The following is a 19,053-nucleotide window of genomic DNA, read 5'->3' on the forward strand; positions in this document are numbered from 1 at the left end:
TATTTAACAGTAATGTTATTTCCCTTAGTTAGTGTTTCATGTTTTTTATGCATCTATTCTTATAGATGCATTTTTTTTGCCTGAGAATCAATGATTCTATTCTGGTAAAAATAACACTAAAAGTGATTTCTAACTTTTTAAATAAATTTATTCTTCTACAAATAAATTGAACTTTATCGTAAGAAGTGACTCTTATTTAACAGTAATGTTATTTCCCTTAGTTAGTGTTTCATGTTTTTTATGCATCTATTCTTATAGATGCATTTTTTTGCCTGGAAATCGATGACTCTATTCAGGTAACAACAACAGTGAATGTTATTTCTAGTTTTCTATTAGATAAGCTTCATGTTTTTATAAATTTATTTTAATAGAAACAGTTTATTAGCGTTTTACTAATGAGGATTTAGATAAGAAAAAAGCGTACTATTGCTAGTACGCTTTTGTTAGGTAATTGACTTAAGAGTATTAAATAACATTACTTATTTAAAACATTTATTTAAAGTAATTAACGAGGAAATCATCAAAACTTAAAGTATCACTTTCTTCAATAGCACGTTGTTTTTTATGTGATTGAGTTGCGCCATCAATAAAATATTGTTGTGAATAAAATTGATAATCACGAGCAATTGTTTCCTCACGGTATTTAGCTGCCAGAGTTAATGAATACTCAGTAAGACATTGCTCCCCCTCTACCATAAGAGATAAAATTTTGGCTGAAGGCGTTAATGTTGCATCATTAATTTTTGCCCTTTCTCTGATAATAGACTCTGAATACTGCGTTGTTTGATAAGCGCTGTCTAACAACAATGCCACCTTAGCCATATCATCAAAAAGCTCATTTCCCCATGTTGAAATAGATTTTAAGTGCACTTCTCCAGCACAATCTTGATCTGACAGCATTAATGTTGGATCACGACCTTTCAAGACCACATCATTCATATTATTTTCATAATGTTTTTGAGAGTCACAATCAAATTTATTATTTTCAATAAAAGCACAATAAGTGATAAAAATATCTAAAAAGTGTATTTGCTCCAGACTAATACCAGTATCAACAAACGGGTTTACATCAAGCGCTCTAACTTCAATATACTCAACTCCGCGTTCACGAAGTGCTTCGGAAGGTTTTTCTCCAGGTGCTATTATTTGTTTAGGGCGAATAGGGGCATATAATTCGTTTTCAATTTGTAAAATATTACTGTTCAACTGCTGATATTCGCCATCCACTTTTACGCCAATTTTGGCAAACTCTTCTGACTTTAATCCAATAGCATTTTGTACGCCATCAACATAATCATGCAGGTTATTATAACAAATTTGCAAACTAGACTGTTCACTACTTGTGTATCCTAGATCACTCATACGTAGCGATGTTGCATGTTCTAAATACAAAGCACCACTTGACGTTTTTTTAAAGGGTAACTGTGGCGTTTTTCCTTGTAAAAAAGATTCACAAATAGCGGGTGAAGAACCGTACAAGTAAGGAATTAACCAACAATAACGTTTATAGTTTCTTAAAATTGAAAAGTATTGCTCGGAAATGAAATCTTTCATTGGCATATGTTCATTTCTATTTTGAGCGGTACGTATTACTTCCCAGAACCCCTCTGAAAATGAAACATTAAAATGAATACCGGCAATCACTTGCATCATAGAGCCGTAACGGTTTTTTAACCCTTGACGGTAAACTGTTTTCATTTTGCCGATATTAGAATGACCATATTGTGCCAAAGGCACTTTATTAGCGTCGTCAACAAAACAAGGCATACTCATTGGCCACAGTAATTCACCATCAATATTATCAAAGGTATACTTTTGAATATCTTGTAATTGGGCGATAGCCATCTCAGGCGAGTGACTTACTGGTGTAATGAACTCTAGTAAGGTTTCTGAGTAATCAGTGGTTATTTCACCATGTGTTAATGCTGAGCCTAATTCATGATAGTGACCATGTTCAGACAATTTTCCTTCAGGCAATACTCTTAATGCTTCACGTTCAATACCACGACCAATGTCGGCGAGTGTTTTAAAGTTTTCGTTTTGATTGAAAACGTTAATATAGTCGTTCAAAGATAATGTCAAAATAATTCCTAACGATGGTAAATAAATTCACCTTATTTAATCCTCTATAAATAAGGTGTTTTTATTATTTTTCAAGTTAATATTAGATTTAAGCTAATCTATTGACCATTTTAAAGGGTCTTTAGTTAGCCAATTGTAGTTCTACAATGTCTAAATTCATTTTTTCTAACTGCGATCTAATAACTTGACCGTCGCCAACAACAATCCATTGCATCGGTTGGCTCAATTCTTTTGCAGCAATCTCGTTCAACTGTTTAAGTGTAATGGTGTTGATAATTTTATTTTGCTGTTCGCTATAGTTTTCAGGTAAATTAAATTGTAGTAACTGTCTTAAAAAACCACTTTTCTTTCCTGGTGTTTCGTAACTTAACGCTTCATTTTGTGAAATCGCTTGGCGCATGAAGTCAACTTCTTCACCTGTTAAACCATTCTCTTGATAATCAGCTAATTCTTTCTCAATTTCAACCATAGCATCAAAAGTATGCTCTTTTTTAACGCTAGCGCCTGCACTAAATAACCCTAACGTTTTTCCTGCCGTAAAATAACTTGATGCACCATAGGTGTAACCTTTATCTTCACGTAAGTTCAAGTTAATGCGACTATTAAATGCGCTACCTAATGGATAGTTCATTAATGTCGCTTTAAAGTGATCTCCTGTCGCATCATAAGTCATTGCTCTACGACTATAGCTGATAACTGACTGGCTGGCGCCTGGTAAGTCAACAAAGTAGATCTTATTCGGCGTTATTTCAGGGAATGACTCATATGAAGGGATTGTATAGTCAGCCCCTTTCCATGATTTTAAATAATCCAGTTTAGGTAGAATTTCTTTTTTACTGATATCACCAACAATAACCAAGCTCGCTTGCTTAGGTGAAAAATACTGTTGATAGAAGCCTTTAACATCAGCCAAAGTAATACCAGAAACTGTGCTTATAGTACCTTCATTTGATAAGCCTATACGGTTATTTTCGCCATAAGTTACCAACTTAGATGCTTTATTTGCTAAGTTGCGAGCATCTTTATTACCTTGCTCTAACCCCTGAATTAGCTGATTTTTAACTCGGTCAAAATCACTTTCTGCAAAAGCAGGGTTTCTCATCATATCAACCATTAACAGCAAAGTTGCATCAAGATTCTTGACCAAAGAATTAACTCTAATCGTTGTATTTCTTCCTGATGCGCTCACTGAAATATCACTACCTAGTTTGGCGAGTTCATTAGAGAGTTCTTCTTTAGTATAATTAGTAGTACCTTCATTCATTAAACTTGCAGTAAGCGAGGCAAGACCTGCTTTTTCTATAGGATCGAGTAAAGGTCCTCCTTCGATACTTAATAATAAACTTACCGTTGGCGTTTCATTATTTTCTGTTGCAATAATTTGTATGCCATTATCAAAACTATCACGCCACAATGTCGGTACTTCAATTTGCGGGTTAGTACCAGACTTTGGCATAACACTACGATCAAAGGTGCTGCTATTGCTCATGATAGGCGTATCAATTGGAGCAAGTGCTGGAGGAGTATTAATGTCAGGTAAAACAAAATTATCTGTTTTAGCGATTAACTCTTTTTGTTCATTAGGGTAAATGGATAATATAGCCGCGCCTTTATCCTTAATATAAGTTTGATAAACACGCATAACATCGGCTTTAGTCACTTTATTGTAACGAGCAACTTGCTGTTCAGAATAGTCAGCATTTCCTAAAACTGTTTGATAATGCGCTAACGTTGACACTTTACCTGAAACACTTTGTAAGCCATAAATAGTACCGGTTTCAATACTTACTTTCGTTTTGAGTAAATCTTCATCATTAACACCACGTTCTTCAAACTCAAGTAGAGTGTCGTTGATAACCTGTTCAATTTTAGCTAACGCCATGCCTTGCTGTGGATTTGGCAAAGCGTAAAAGCTCATTTGACAAGATAACTCCTTACAAGGGTGATTTGCCCCCGCTTGTACTGCAATACCAGATTTGACTAAGTTCTTATAAAGTAACGATGTGGGTCCATTACCTATAATATTTGCAAAAACATCTAAAGCAGCTTCATCTTCATGCATGCCATAAACCGTTGGAAAACTAATATAAAGTAAAGGCAAAGACACATTATCACTGAATGAGTAATAACGATCTTCAGCTAATGTTGTTAGTTGTTTTGGCATATTATCTACTTGAGGACCAGCTTTTAAGTCACCAAAATATTTTTTAATCCAAGCCAATGTTTGCACTTCATCTATATCACCGCCGATAGTTAACACGGCATTATTTGGACCATACCAGCGGCTAAAAAACTCTTTCAAATCGGTAACCGTGCCTCGATCAAGATCAGGTAAATAACCAATTACCGGCCAAGAATATGGATGCTCTCTTGGGTACATCATTTGATTAATCGTTTCGTTCAGCCGACCATAAGGGCGGTTATCAACATTTTGTCCACGTTCATTTTTGACGGTAGCACGTTGTATTTCAAACTTCTCTTCAGTGATAGTTTCTAATAAAAAACCCATGCGGTCTGACTCAAGCCAAAGCATTTTCTCTAATTGGTTTTTAGGTACTGTTTCGTAATAATTCGTTCTATCCGCATTAGTTGTTCCATTTAAACTACCACCACTTTGCGTAACAATTTTAAAATGCTGTTCATCAGCTACATTTTTTGAACCTTGAAACATCATATGTTCAAAAAAGTGAGCAAAACCTGATTTTCCAAGCTGTTCTCTTGCTGAACCGACATGATATGTAACATCAACGTGAACCAAAGGATCAGAGTCGTCTTGGTGTAAAATAACGGTTAAACCATTGTCTAATTTATATTTTTTAAACGGTATAACTAAACGTTCGTCGGTAGCAACGACATTCTCAACTAGTTCAACACCTGCAGGCAAGCTGACTTGTGCACCAATGTTAGCGGAATTTTGCTGAGAATTTCCTTGATTCGTACAGGCAAATAGTAAAGCACTAGCAACGGCAACAGCACTAATTTTAGAGATAAAATAAAACGTATTTTTCAAAATAACATCCGATATTGAGAGTAAAAATAGATTGATTGAATTATCATAGCAAATAATACCAACAAGTAGACTGATAAAATGTTTAAAGTTATTTCACAAACCAATGATTTTGTTGTCATAGCAAAAAATGCAGACGTGAATTTTCATGATGAAGGCATACCAGGTTCAGGGCTATTCTCAAAAGTAAAAGAATATATACTTGGCGAAGATAGCAGCCAAGAGCTCTACCCTATTCATCGGTTAGATAAGATGACTTCGGGTTTACTGGTGTTTGCAAAGAATAATATCAGTGCAAAAATCTTTGGTGAGTTATTTGAAAAACACCAAGTAGAAAAGTATTACCTTGCTATTAGCGATACTAAACCAACTAAAAAACAGGGGCTGATCAAAGGAGATATGGCAAAAAGTCGTAGAGGCATGTTTAAGCTTATGAGAACGCAGAAAAACCCTGCGATTACACAGTTTTTTTCTTATAGTATGGAAAACAAACAGCGTCTATATTTACTAAAACCTCACTCAGGTAAAACACACCAACTACGGGTAGCATTAAGTAGTATTGGCGCTCCAATTATTGGCGACCCGTTATATAGTACAAATTCGAAAACTCACTCAAAAGTACCTGCTGATAGAGGTTATCTACACGCCTATGCTTTACGGTTTGAGTTTTTAGGTGAACCTTATGAGTTTATTTTGCCACCTGATGAAGGCGATTTTTTTCAAGCAGGTTGTTTAACTGATATGCTAGAGCAGCTAAATAAACCTTGGTTGTTAAATTGGCCTAAGCTGTAACCTAAAAAAAAGCCATCATTTACGCCATACCTAATCTAACAACAATATGCAGTAATCGGGTATGGCGCTAACTCTCTATAATAAAGCCATTTATAAAGAATGAAAAAATACAATAGCAATAGCACTTGGGCAAACAAATTTAGTGTACCACGGCCAAATTTTCCAAAAGAAGCTATGTTCAACCATGTCATTCCCTTGCTTTAGTTCTTTCAGTATTTGATTACGTTGCCAAATCCAACCAACAAAAACACAACACAACATAGCAATTAATGGTTGTCCGTATACTGTTGAAATAGAAATAACTAAACCAAAAAGCTCATCAAAATTTAATATGATAATTGTACTTAGTATAAATATCCCTAATCCTACTAATACCGTTGCTTTCTTGCGTTCTACATTATGACGTTCAACAGCAAAAGATACTGGCCCTTCTAACATTGAAATAGAAGACGTTAACGCTGCAATAGACATTAAAACAAAGAAACCAAGAGCAACAAACAAACCAATACTGCCCATACTATTGAACAATGTTGGCAGCACATCGAACACTAAATTAGGACCCGAAATTAAGCTTCCATCGTCACTAAAAATAGCAACACCTTGATATTGTGCGACATACATAGAAGGGATAATTAACAAGCCTGCAAGGAAGGCGATAGAAACATCAATTAACGTTACTTGCGCTCCAAGTGAAACTAGGTTTTCTGTTTTAGAAATATAAGAGCCATATATAATCATGACACTCGTTCCTAGCGATAAAGAAAAGAAAGCTTGGCCAAGTGCGCTAATTAACAAATCAGGCTCGAAAACTCGCGAAATATCAGGCTGTAAATAAGCAGCGAAGCCCTCTTCTGCGCCTTCTAAAGTAAAGACATAGATAATCAATAAAACTAGTAATCCAATAAGCATTGGCATTAATCTTTTTGACCATTTCTCAATACCTTCTTCAACACCACGGCTGATAATGGCCACCGTAAGTAACATAAACAAACCAGTAAAGACTAAATTACGCATAATTGATTGTGATGTTAACCAACTTGATGTTTCGTTAAGCCCTAACATTGATGTGATTGGCTCAATTGCATACGACATCATCCAACCGGCAAGAATGCCATAAAAACTCAAAATAAGTGCAGCACAAACAATGCCGCCAAAACCAACAACAAACGCAAAACGTTTTTGCCACAGTGCGCGAGACATTTTCTGCATGGACGTAACCGCATTGGCTTGCCCATAACGGCCAATTAATAATTCAGCCATAAATGCTGGATATGCTAAACTAAATGCAAGAACCAAGTACACTAAAACAAAAGCTGCGCCACCATTACTTGCTGTTTGTGTTGGGAACCCCCAGATGTTACCTAGTCCGACAGCTGACCCAGCTGCAGCTAAAATAAAACCTAAGCGTGAGCTAAAACCACCTCTTAATTTATCCATTACTAACTCTCATTTTTATTATTTTCATTTATTAACTCACGGTTATTTTCTTCTACAATTCATTTTTCTACAAAGTCATTCACTTTATAGTTTGATGCTTATTTCACGCAACAACATAATCTACTTAAAAGCGATCAAGAAAAGTAGTCTTATAATATATAGTTTTTTTCATCAATGTAACTATGAAGTTATATCTATAGTTCAACAGTAGACTTATTTTCCTCATCATTAAATAAATCGCCAAAAACTGTAGAACATTGCTAGAATATTAATTAAACAAGTTATTTACTGTTACGGGAATTCTGCTTTGAAATATTTATCAATCGCGATTAACTTTTCCTTTTTTATATTTTGTATCTCAACCACTTACATCCATGTATCAGCAGCTGAAACACATTCCATTGAAAAAACACTTCCTTTAACCGATTACTTTAGCCAAACATGGAGTACCCATGATGGGCTCCCACACAATGGAATTAACGCTATATCTCAAACGACTGATGGCTACCTTTGGGTGGCCACCTGGGAAGGATTAGCTCGATTCAATGGCAGAGAATTCAAAGTATTTACGCGTGGCTCTGCCATTGGGTTACCCGATTCATCAATAAAAAGCCTAACCTCTACGCCCGAGGGTAAATTATTAGTTGCAGGTGCTCGTGGTGGCTTATCAGAGCGCTATAATAACCAATGGGCAGCAGCCTCTTTAGCAACTACTATGATTAACCACGCCATTTACGATCACAATGGCAATATCTGGTTAGCCCTAGAAGGAAAAGGCGTTATTTACCGTAATATAAGCTCTCAACAAGATACAGTTATTATTGATAATATACGCGCCTATAAAATAGTTGAAGATAATAAAGGTACTATTTGGGTAGCAACCAATAAAGGTATATTTTCAGTTAACAATCAAAGCATTGTTCGCCATTTTGATGAACAATATGGTTTACCTAACTCTCCCACCGACGATATTCTTTTAACCCATGACAACAAACTTATCGTAGCGACCAAGCAAGGAGCTTATAAACAAGTTAATGGTATTTTTGAACTATTACACCCTCAACTGGCTAATGAAAGAATTAGCAGCTTACTGCAAGATAAAGCTCACAATATTTGGTTAGGAACTGATAACCACGGAATATTTAGACTCCATAACAATAACTTGGAACAATTAAATGATCAAAGTGGTTTACCCAATAATAGAATATCCGCACTTTACCAAGATAGAGAGCAGAGTATATGGATTGGTACAAGTAGTGGTTTGTTTCGCTTACGAGAAGCACCATTTATTACCTTAACGACGAAGCAAGGCTTATCAGGGAATTACGTACGCAGCGTTTTATCTCATTCAGATGGCAGTATATGGGTTGGTAACAGCAAAGGCTTAAATAAAATTGTTAACGAGCAAGTTACCTCTATTAACGTCAACCAAAACAGAAGCCTTTCCGTTTTAAGTTTAGCAGAAACACCACAGCAAGAAGTTTTAGTAGGCACATACAATCAAGGGCTATTTACCACTTCAAATAATCAACTTGAAGAATTATTAACCGTCAAAACAGGCCTACCAAGCAATGAGATCAGAAGTATCTTAGTTGATTCAGCTAATAACCTTTGGGTCGGAACAGCTTCTGGCTTAGCAAAAATATCACCTGACAATACGTTAGAGATATTTAACAAACAAAGTGGCCTACCGGCCAGCTTTATAATGACCCTTGCTGAAGATGAGTTTGGTAAAGTATGGATTGGCACCGGTGATGGTATAGCTTCTTACGATAAAGGTGCAATACAAACTTATAGATTGAATGATAAATTTGATGCGGAATATGCTTTTGGTTTTTATGTTGAACAAAACACTCTATGGATGGCAACCGATCGAGGCCTTATTTATATTAATTTAACAACCAATGAAATGAAGGCCGTCAATAAAGAAAACGGTTTGCCCGTAGATAAAATATTTCAAATAGTTATCGATGAAAGCAATACGTTTTGGTTAACGAGTAACCGAGGCATTATTAGTGTTACCAGAGAAGAAATTGATAGTATTATTCACGGCAAGAGTAAGTCCGTCGATTTTAAATTATTTGCGGAGGGTGTTGGCCTACTTAGCTCACAAGCTAATGGGGGATCAACACCTGCCGCCACGCTTCATAAAGATGGCAGTGTTTGGGTTGCTACCTCAAAAGGCGTTAGCCATATTAATAATGAAAGATTACAACGAATGGCAGAAAAAGTCATTCCTGTAGTTATTGAGCAATTCGAAGTCGATGGAAAATCTTACCCTATACAGCCCACAATAATATTACCTAAAGGCGCATCTCGCATCACAATTCATTATGCAGGTTTAGGTTATTTAATGTCTAAACATATTGAATATCAAACCCAGCTGATTGGTTTTGATAAAACATGGCAAAATAAAAATAATAAAACATTCACCGAATTTACAAATTTAGAGCCCGGTGACTATACTTTTAAAATGCGAGCAAAGTATCCTAGTGGTCAATGGCAAGAGCATTTAGCGACTATTAATTTCACCATTACCCCGCTTTATTGGCAAACAACCTCTTTTAGATTATTTATTGTCATCATTGTTTGCTTCACCTTATTTATGCTTTATCGCTACCGAATTATCACCATCAAACGTAGTCAAGAACAATTAAAACAACTTATTGAGCAGCAAACACTTGAGATAAAAAAACAGGCAGAATTATTTTCTTATCAAGCTAATCATGATCAGCTCACGGGATTGTTTAATCGTCGTGCATTTGATGAATGGTGTAATAATGATTTTGAGAAAGCAAAATTAGCACAGCAGCCATTAACAGTAGCGATAATAGATATTGATCACTTCAAAGATGTTAACGATAAGTACTCACATTTTATTGGTGACCAAGTAATTAAAAAGGTTGCTGACATTCTACAAACGGTTATTCAAACTAGTTCAGCACAAATAAAATTAGCACGTTGGGGTGGCGAAGAGTTCACATTATTAATTAACAACAATGTTAAAAAATCTTATGATTTATGTGATTTACTCAGAGTATCAATAAAGAATTATGATTTTTCAAGTATCGCAGAAAACCTTAATATTACAATAAGTATAGGATTAACTGATAATAGTGAAGTCAGTGAGTACGATAAAATGCTTAATCAAGCGGATCAGGCACTATATTTTGCTAAACATAATGGGCGTAATCAAGCCAGAATTTACCAAAGCCAAGACAGTGATAATAACAAAAGAGTAGATAAACGTATCACTCAAGTGATACGGACAAAATCAAGGGGAGATGATAGCTAGTTAGCGATAAGACGACGATATTAAACATATTAATATCGTCGTTTAGATAGAGGCTATTATTAGTCTGTTTCTGGGCGCATATGCGGGAACAAAATAACATCTTTAATTGTTGGTGAATCAGTAAATAACATAACCAATCGATCAATACCAATACCTTCACCTGCTGTTGGCGGTAAACCGTACTCTAACGCATTGATATAATCGGCATCGTAATGCATCGCTTCATCATCGCCAGCATCTTTTTCAGCTACTTGCTTTTGGAAACGTTCAGCTTGGTCTTCCGCATCATTAAGCTCTGAGAAACCATTCGCTAACTCACGACCACCAACAAAAAACTCAAAACGGTCAGTAATGAATGGGTTTTTATCATTACGGCGTGCAAGTGGTGACACTTCCCATGGGTATTCTGTGATAAACGTTGGTTGGTCTAATAAATGCTCTGCTACTTCTTCAAAGATTTCACAAATATATTTACCTGGCCCCCATACTTTAGAAGCACTACTTTCTTTAACACCAACCGCTTTTGCCATTGCTTTTATTGCGTCGAAGTTGTTTTCTGGATCACGTAATGCCGCTTCATCTAATTGATCAGCGCCATGATGATTTTTACCATAAGTTAAAATTGCATCAACCATAGATAAACGAGCAAAAGGTTTACCAAAGTCATAGAATTTTTCTTCAACTACTTCGCCATCACTATTTTTAACCGTATTACGAATTGTAGTAGTACCTAAAACGTCCTGTGCAATGGTACGTAACATTTCTTCGGTAATATTCATTAGATCATGGTAATCAGCGTAGGCTTGGTAGAATTCAATCATGGTAAATTCTGGGTTATGACGCGTTGAAATACCTTCATTACGGAAACTACGGTTAATTTCAAATACACGATCAAAGCCACCAACAACTAAACGTTTTAAGTTAAGCTCTGGTGCTATACGTAAGTACATATCCAGATCAAAGGTATTATGATGAGTCATAAATGGTTTAGCTGTTGCACCGCCAGGGATAATTTGTAGCATTGGCGTTTCAACTTCCATAAAATCACGTTGTGTTAAAAAGTTGCGAATACCAGCCACAATTTTTGAACGAACTTTAAACGTATTACGTGTATCTTCATTAATAATTAAATCAATGTAACGTTGACGATATTTAGTCTCTTGATCAGATAAACCATGAAATTTCTCTGGTAATGGACGTAAAGACTTAGTTAATAATGAGTATTCATCCATATTCACGTAAAGGTCACCCTTACCTGATTTATGTAAAATACCTTTGATACCAACGATATCGCCAATATCTAATGAACCCCATTTTTCTCTAATTTCTTTTTGTACCGTTTTTTCAGCATAACCTTGAATACGACCTGACGAGTCTTGGATTACTAAAAATGGTCCGCGTTTTGCCATTACTCTACCAGCAATAGCATAGGTAACTTGTAGCGCTTCAAGTTCTTCTTTTGTTTTTTCACCGTGTTCAGCTTGAATATCTGCAGCTAAATGTTCACGATTAAAATCGTTAGGAAAACCATTTGCTGAACAATTAGAGCGAATTTTTTCAAGCTTTACACGACGTTCAGCAATCAACTTGTTTTCATCTTGTGCTGCAGGTGCATTATTTGCTTGACTGGCTTTAGTGGCTTTATCTGTCATTATGTTTCTCAAAGTTATCTTTAGTTTTTCAATGTGTTGAATGGATTATTTAAAGATTAATCCTACAAACCAGACTTCAAACTGGCTTCTAAGAATCTGTCTAAATCACCATCTAATACGGCCTGGGTGTTTCTATTCTCAACACCCGTTCTTAAATCTTTAATCCGGCTATCATCTAGTACGTAAGAGCGAATTTGACTACCCCAACCTATATCTGACTTACCATCTTCTAACTCTTGTTTACCTTCATTTTGCTTTTGCATTTCCATTTCATACAATTTTGCTTTAAGAAGCTTCATCGCCGTGGCACGGTTTTTATGCTGAGAACGGTCTGCCTGACACGCAACTACAGCCCCCGTCGGTTCATGAGTAATACGAATAGCTGAATCAGTTTTGTTTACATGCTGACCACCTGCGCCAGAAGCACGAAAAGTATCAATACGCAGGTCTGCAGGGTTAATATCAATTTCAATATTGTCATCTATTTCAGGATAAATAAACGCTGAAGCAAATGAAGTATGACGTCGACCTGATGAATCAAATGGTGATTTTCGCACTAAGCGATGTACACCAGTTTCAGTTCGTAACCAGCCAAAAGCATATTCACCCGTGTATTTAATAGTGCAACCTTTAATACCTGCAACATCACCGCCAGTCACTTCAATCACTTCGGTTTTATAACCATGCGCTTCACCCCAACGTAAATACATGCGCATTAGCATTTCAGCCCAATCTTGCGCTTCTGTACCGCCAGATCCCGATTGAATATCTAAATAACAATTGTTAGCGTCTTGTTCACCACAAAACATGCGGCGAAATTCTAGCTTTTGTAAAATAGTATCTAGCGTATTAGCTTCGGCTTGAGCATCATCAAAGGTTTCTTGATCTTCTTCTTCAATCGCAAGCTCAAGTAAACCTTCTATATCATCACAACCCGTTTCTAATTCAACAATGGTATTAACCACTTCTTCTAGTGAGCTGCGCTCTTTACCTAATGCTTGTGCCCGTTCAGGCTCATTCCAAACATCAGGTAATTCTAATTCTCGTGAAACTTCAACTAGGCGCTCAGCTTTAACATCGTAGTCAAAGGTACCCCCGAAGTAAGTCAGCACGTTCACGGATTTCTTTTAATTTATTTATTATTGGGTTAACTTCAAACATAAGTCTTCGAATAGAATCCTTCAAGCTAAATAAGCATTAATATACAGCTGATAATAACGAGCTAAACAGCAAAAAATAGTGGCGCATTATAGCGCAAAAATATGAGTAAATAAACGACTAAGAATCAGTGATTTTTGACTTCGCGTTAAAGTAATTAATGTCTAGGATTCAGCAACGGTAAGGTGTTCAACCATCAACTGTACTGTTCGTTTACCACGAAACTCATTAACATCTAATCGATAAGCTAAATGTACTTGTTTTGCCTTAGGATTTGGCCAAGCTTTAAGATCAACATTAAAGGCGATTCCATCAATCACCACACCTGCTTTTTCAAGCACTAGTTTAAGGTGTTTTTCCCCAACAATACGCTGTTGTATTAAGGAAAATACGCCATCGAATAATGGCTCTGGAAAGTTTTGGCCCCATGGTCCTGCGTCTCTTAATTGCTCAGCAAAGCTTAAGGTGATGTGATTAGTGTCTAATTCGCCATCAGATAAAATGATACTTTGTAAGTCTTCTGCTTTGAGCCATTGGCTTGCTAACTCGTTAAACACCTTTTGAAATTTTTCAAAGTTTTTCAAGTTAATTGATAAGCCGGCAGCCATAGCATGACCACCAAATTTCAAAATTAAGCCTGGATTTTGACTATCGATATGTTCTAACAAATCGCGTATATGTAAGCCAGGGATAGAACGAGCCGATCCCTTAATTTCTTGGCCTTCTGATTGACGTTGTTCATCGTCTTTGCCTTTTGCAAAGACGATACAAGGACGATGGTATTTTTCCTTTAAACGCCCAGCAACAATACCAATAACACCTTGATGCCAGTCTTGTTGATACAGTGCTATCGCACTGGGTAAGTTATGTTCATCAAAGCTTAATGATTTAAAAACGCTTTCAGCTTCTATCTGCATGCCTTGTTCTATTTCTCTTCGTGCTTTATTCAAGTCATCTAACTCTACGGCCATCGCTCTAGCACTAATTAAATCAGGAGCAAGTAAGCAATTAATCCCATAAGACATATCATCTAAGCGACCGGCTGCATTTATTCTTGGCCCTAGCGCAAAACCAAAATCTGACGCAACTAAACGCTGTTGGTTTTTATTGGCTATTTCAATTAATGCTTGAATACCAGGGCGAGTTTGTCCTGCACGTATGCGTTTTAGGCCTTGCTCGACTAAGATTCGATTATTGCCATCAAGTGAAACAACGTCAGCGACTGTACCTAAAGCAACTAAATCAAGTAATTGAGCAATATTGGGTTCATTAATATTTTGCTTTGCAAAATAGTTTTTTTCGCGAAGATAACTGCGTAAAGCTAGCATTACATAGAAAGCGACCCCTACGCCAGCGAGCGATTTACTTGGAAATGGGCAATTAGGTTGATTAGGATTAACAATGGCATCGGCTTTTGGTAACTCATGGCCAGGTAAATGATGATCCGTAACAATCACTTGTAAGCCAAGCTCTTTTGCACGATTAACACCGGCAACACAGCTAATGCCATTATCAACGGTCACTAGCATTTCTGCCCCCTGGCTTGCCGCAATATCGACTATTTCAGGCGTTAACCCATAACCATATTCAAATCGATTAGGCACTAAAAATGAATGATTGCTGCTCCCCATAGAAGATAAAGCAACCATCATTAAGGCCGTACTCGTTGCTCCATCAGCATCAAAATCACCAACAATAATAATATTAGTGTTATCGAGTAGAGCCTGATAGAGCAATGCACTAGCATCGTCTAACCCCTTTAAGGCATAGCTAGTCCCTTCAACAGCACTCAATCCTTCTAAATTTGCTACTTTTAAGTCTAATTGTTTTGCTGTTTGAACACCTCGACAAGCATAAATTTGTTTAATAATAGGCGGCAAGCTATTAGGGAGGTGATCGTCACTAAAATGCTCGCGGCGAATTATTTTTTTCATACTTTATAGGTCTTAATTGTTTATCTAAAATTTAAATTATATGCTTTCTAATAATTTTAATAATTGTTTTGGCTCTTGGTAACCTGGTACTAACATGCCATTTGATAAAACTAATGCTGGTGTACCATTAACGCCAATTTGACGACCAAAATTTAACTGTTCTTCAATAGGTTTATCACAAACACGATAAGCAACACTACCGGTATTTTTTCCACGAGTCATGGCTGCTTTTGGATCTTCATTACACCAAACCGAACGTAAATCTTTAAATCCTTGAGAATAGTTTCCTGCTTGATCTTTAATACCTGCACGAGGAAAAGCTAAATAACGAAAAGTAATACCAAGATCGTTATATTCAGCCATCTGTTTGTGCATTTTACGGCAATAACCACAGCTAATATCAGTAAAAGCTGATACAACATATTTTTCATCTTTTGCTTTAAAAACAATCATATCATCTTTAAATTTGTCAACGCCATCAAGGCGAACTTTAGCTAAACTCGCTTCAGATAAGTCTGTTACTTTAGAAACTAAACTGTAAACTTTACCTTGAATAAAGTAATCACCATCGTAACTAGAATAAAAGACACCTTGATCACTCATAAGCAAAGCGATACCTGGTACAGGTGTTTTTTCAACTTTATTAATAGTTAAACCTAACTTTGCTTTGATTTTTGCCTTTAGCACATTAACATTTAATTTTGCTGACGCTGGTTCAACATTTTTTACAACATGATTTGATTCAGATGCGTCATGTGCTTCGGCCATTTGATTCACTGAGAAAAAGCCAACTGCGACTGCAGTAACTACACCACCAATAATAAACAACTTGTTAAACATACTTTATTTCCTAAATTTATTTCGATTAATAATGAAACTAAGTGCAGTAATTTTTTACTCACTTAATACTACGCAGATAAGCAGACCGCTTTGTTGCCAATGAAATTACAGCCGATAGTGTAACTTTGCAAACAATAAATTGAATTGTACTAAATGCTTTTGTTAAGATCATGGCAATTTATACCAAATGAAATAATTAATAAACTACTTCATTTAGTATTACATCTATTCTTACACTTTAGGCAAACTAATATGAAAATTGGCTTATTCTATGGCTCAAGTACATGTTATACCGAAATAGCAGCTGAAAAAATTCAAGAAACCATAGGCGCTGATTTAGTTGAATTACATAATATTAAAGATGTACCGTTAGCACATTGTCTTGATTACAACTTTATTATATTGGGCATTTCCACATGGGATTATGGCGAACTTCAAGAAGATTGGGAATCTATTTGGCTAGATATTAATGCTATTGATTTGAGTGGCAAAGTTGTTGCGTTATATGGCATGGGAGACCAAATAGGTTATACCGAGTGGTTTCAAGATGCGTTAGGCATGTTACATGAACAAGTAATTGCTCAAGGAGCAACATTAATCGGTTATTGGCCTAACCAAGGCTACGAATTTTCAGCATCAAAAGCACTCACTGAAGATAGTCAACATTTTGTTGGTTTAGCACTTGATGAAGATAATCAGTACGATCTCAGTGAACATCGAATTCAACAATGGTGTGAGCAAATTTTAGAAGAATATAGTGAAAGCTAGTTTTAATATAGATGGTTATTGCTTATGAGATAAAGTAGTTACAGACATCATGAAAACCTCTATAATAACGCAATAGTAATATCCATCTAAAATTAGTGAAAAATCATTTATGTTTGAGCAATTTGATCTCGACTCAGAATTATTAGCCAATGTGAAAGCATTAGGTTACAAAAAACCTACCTCTATTCAAGACTTAGTCATACCACAAGCAATGACAGGTAAAGATATACTTGCTTCTGCACCGACAGGAACAGGTAAAACAGCTGCATTTTTGCTTCCTATTGCTCAGCACCTACTTGATTACCCTCGTACTAAACCTGGTTTTCCTCGAGTATTAATTTTAACGCCTACACGCGAATTAGCCATTCAAATAGGTGAAGATAGTGAAAACCTGACTAAATTATCTAAAATAAAAACAGGCGTTATCACTGGTGGAGTAAATTATGGTAGCCATAATGATATTTTAAACAGCACAACCGATATTTTAGTTGCAACACCTGGACGATTGTTAGAATACATAGAGAATGAGCAGTTTGATGCGCGAGAAATTGAAATATTAGTCCTTGATGAAGCCGATCGCATGTTAGATTTAGGTTTTAGCGAAGCCATAAATCGCATAGTAGGTGAAGCTCGTTGGCGTAAACAAACCATGCTTTTTTCAGCAACATTAGAAAGTACAGGTGTTATTCGTTTTGCAAAAGAAGTATTAACAGAGCCTGAGTTTTTAGAAGCAACGCCTTCGCGTAAAGAAAAAGCTAAAATACATCAATGGATACATCTTGCAGACAATGCATCGCATAAACTAGATTTGTTAGTAAATACATTAAAACAGGAAGGTGTTAACCGAACGGTTGTTTTTGCTAATAAAAGAGAAACAGTTCAGTATTTATCAGGCAAATTATATGCGGAAGAATTACCTTGTGTATGGCTTGAAGGAAAAATGCCACAAGACAAACGCAATCAAGCAATTGAACGTTTTAAAAATGGTGAGGTAAAAGTACTGGTAGCAACAGACGTTGCCGCTCGAGGGTTAGATATTGATGATATCACCCATGTTATTAACTTTGATATGCCACGCCAAGTCGATATTTATGTCCATCGTATTGGCCGTACAGGAAGAGCCGGCTCAAAAGGTACGGCTATTTCATTAATAGAAGCTCATGATATGGGAGTTGTCGGCAAAATTGAGCGTTATCAAAATGAACGTCTTCAACGAAGAATTATTAATGAGCTTCGTCCAAAAAATAAAGAGGCTAAAGTTGCTAGCAAAAAAGCTAAAGTAAAACGTACAACTTCACAGAAAAAAGCTAAAGCTAAAAAACAGAGCAAGAAAAAAGCCAAAAAAAGCAAATCTAAAAATTAAAAATTAAAAATTATGCGTTAATAATTGTTTAGCCTTTTGTAACGTAACGCATGTGTGATTTCTTTAACGATGAATAATGACCTAAATGAATCACACAACACACATTGCGAGCAGACTAAAAGTAGTTGCCTTTATCGGGATTGAAAATGACCCAAAAAGATAATAAAAATAAGCTTACCGACACTTTTATCAGTTATCGTAGGACGATCAAAGCCCTTATTAGTCGTATTGTTAAACCTGATGATATTGATGACATAGTACAAGAAACCTTTGTACGTAGCTACGAAGCAAATATGAAGCAAGAAATAAAGTATGCTCGTAGTTATATGCTTAAAACAGCTAAAAACATTGCCTATAACCATAATGCGAAATGGGACAATAAATATAATGATTCAATAGAGAGCTTTGTTGAACTTCCTCTAGAGTTGAGTAGTAATCACTTTGAAGACGACTACGAATCTAAAGAACGATTTTTATCTTTTTGTCGAGCTACAGAGCAATTATCAGGCACTGTACGTAAATGCTTTATTTTAAAGAAAGTGTATGGGCTTAGCCAAAAAGAAATAGCCCAGTACTTACAGTTAAGTGAAAGTACCGTTGAAAAGCACGTCGCTAAAGGTTTATTAAAAAGTTTTCAATATATGGAACAAAGGCATCATAAAGAAGGTCAAACTTCAGTAATTAAAAATATTAAAAAAGCAAAAGTACAAATGTAGCAACTAATA

12 protein-coding genes are annotated in these 19,053 nt (G+C 36.0%); 5 read left to right on the forward strand and 7 right to left on the reverse strand.

Going from position 1 to position 19,053, the window contains the following annotated elements; all coding sequences use genetic code 11:
• Positions 1-492: 492 nt before the first annotated feature.
• Both gshA and Q4496_RS16760 read right to left on the reverse strand, forming a co-directional pair.
• Positions 493-2,082, reverse strand: a complete 1,590-nt coding sequence (gene gshA / locus Q4496_RS16755; RefSeq protein WP_215971920.1) for a glutamate--cysteine ligase — start codon at positions 2,080-2,082, stop codon at positions 493-495.
• Positions 2,083-2,203: 121 nt separating this feature from the next.
• Complete coding sequence (locus Q4496_RS16760) at positions 2,204-5,092, reverse strand: pitrilysin family protein (protein WP_303610867.1); 2,889 nt, start codon at positions 5,090-5,092, stop codon at positions 2,204-2,206.
• Positions 5,093-5,170: 78 nt separating this feature from the next.
• On the opposite strand from Q4496_RS16760, the gene Q4496_RS16765 reads away from it, so the two are divergent.
• Positions 5,171-5,881 (forward strand): TIGR01621 family pseudouridine synthase, encoded by a 711-nt coding sequence (locus tag Q4496_RS16765; RefSeq protein ID WP_303610868.1) that lies wholly within the window; start codon positions 5,171-5,173, stop codon positions 5,879-5,881.
• Positions 5,882-5,971: 90 nt separating this feature from the next.
• Here the strand turns inward: Q4496_RS16765 and Q4496_RS16770 are convergent, their stop codons facing one another.
• The gene (locus Q4496_RS16770; protein WP_303610869.1) at positions 5,972-7,318 is read right to left on the reverse strand and encodes a sodium-dependent transporter; all 1,347 of its coding nucleotides are present in this window, start codon (positions 7,316-7,318) and stop codon (positions 5,972-5,974) included.
• A gap of 307 nt (positions 7,319-7,625) precedes the next feature.
• Between Q4496_RS16770 and Q4496_RS16775 the strand changes: the two genes are divergently transcribed.
• Positions 7,626-10,613 (forward strand): two-component regulator propeller domain-containing protein, encoded by a 2,988-nt coding sequence (locus Q4496_RS16775; protein ID WP_215971917.1) that lies wholly within the window; start codon positions 7,626-7,628, stop codon positions 10,611-10,613.
• A gap of 59 nt (positions 10,614-10,672) precedes the next feature.
• On the opposite strand, the gene lysS is transcribed toward Q4496_RS16775, so the two are convergent.
• From lysS to dsbC, 4 genes are all read right to left on the reverse strand, one after another.
• Positions 10,673-12,265: a lysine--tRNA ligase gene (gene lysS / locus Q4496_RS16780; RefSeq protein ID WP_215971916.1), complete on the reverse strand. Its 1,593-nt coding sequence runs from the start codon at positions 12,263-12,265 to the stop codon at positions 10,673-10,675.
• A 62-nt stretch (positions 12,266-12,327) separates the two neighbouring features.
• Positions 12,328-13,426 (reverse strand): peptide chain release factor 2 gene (prfB, locus tag Q4496_RS16785; protein WP_215971915.1). Its coding sequence is split into 2 segments (ribosomal slippage): positions 12,328-13,350 and positions 13,352-13,426, totalling 1,098 coding nucleotides; the frame shifts between segments, so codons are not numbered across the junction.
• 161 nt (positions 13,427-13,587) lie between these two features.
• Complete coding sequence (recJ, locus tag Q4496_RS16790; protein WP_215971914.1) at positions 13,588-15,357, reverse strand: single-stranded-DNA-specific exonuclease RecJ; 1,770 nt, start codon at positions 15,355-15,357, stop codon at positions 13,588-13,590.
• Between the two features lie 36 nt (positions 15,358-15,393).
• Positions 15,394-16,197, reverse strand: a complete 804-nt coding sequence (dsbC, locus tag Q4496_RS16795; protein ID WP_215971913.1) for a bifunctional protein-disulfide isomerase/oxidoreductase DsbC — start codon at positions 16,195-16,197, stop codon at positions 15,394-15,396.
• Positions 16,198-16,449: 252 nt separating this feature from the next.
• On the opposite strand from dsbC, the gene fldB reads away from it, so the two are divergent.
• From fldB to Q4496_RS16810, 3 genes are all read left to right on the forward strand, one after another.
• The gene (gene fldB / locus Q4496_RS16800; protein ID WP_215971912.1) at positions 16,450-16,965 is read left to right on the forward strand and encodes a flavodoxin FldB; all 516 of its coding nucleotides are present in this window, start codon (positions 16,450-16,452) and stop codon (positions 16,963-16,965) included.
• A 109-nt stretch (positions 16,966-17,074) separates the two neighbouring features.
• Positions 17,075-18,328, forward strand: coding sequence for an ATP-dependent RNA helicase SrmB (gene srmB / locus Q4496_RS16805; protein WP_215971911.1), 1,254 nt, complete (start codon positions 17,075-17,077; stop codon positions 18,326-18,328).
• 146 nt (positions 18,329-18,474) lie between these two features.
• Complete coding sequence (locus Q4496_RS16810) at positions 18,475-19,044, forward strand: RNA polymerase sigma factor (RefSeq protein ID WP_215971910.1); 570 nt, start codon at positions 18,475-18,477, stop codon at positions 19,042-19,044.
• The last annotated feature ends 9 nt before the right edge of the window (positions 19,045-19,053 follow it).

This window comes from Colwellia sp. 5_MG-2023 (genome assembly GCF_030547795.1).
Lineage (GTDB): Bacteria > Pseudomonadota > Gammaproteobacteria > Enterobacterales > Alteromonadaceae > Colwellia.

Excerpts from the sequence above, each read along its gene's own strand:
- Q4496_RS16770 (WP_303610869.1), bottom strand. The coding sequence starts at position 7,318 with ATGGATAAATTAAGAGGTGGTTTTAGCTCACGCTTAGGTTTTATTTTA.
- Q4496_RS16765 (WP_303610868.1), top strand. The coding sequence starts at position 5,171 with ATGTTTAAAGTTATTTCACAAACCAATGATTTTGTTGTCATAGCAAAA.
- dsbC (WP_215971913.1), bottom strand. The coding sequence starts at position 16,197 with ATGTTTAACAAGTTGTTTATTATTGGTGGTGTAGTTACTGCAGTCGCA.
- lysS (WP_215971916.1), bottom strand. The coding sequence starts at position 12,265 with ATGACAGATAAAGCCACTAAAGCCAGTCAAGCAAATAATGCACCTGCA.
- Q4496_RS16810 (WP_215971910.1), top strand. The coding sequence starts at position 18,475 with ATGACCCAAAAAGATAATAAAAATAAGCTTACCGACACTTTTATCAGT.
- fldB (WP_215971912.1), top strand. The coding sequence starts at position 16,450 with ATGAAAATTGGCTTATTCTATGGCTCAAGTACATGTTATACCGAAATA.
- recJ (WP_215971914.1), bottom strand. The coding sequence starts at position 15,357 with ATGAAAAAAATAATTCGCCGCGAGCATTTTAGTGACGATCACCTCCCT.
- srmB (WP_215971911.1), top strand. The coding sequence starts at position 17,075 with ATGTTTGAGCAATTTGATCTCGACTCAGAATTATTAGCCAATGTGAAA.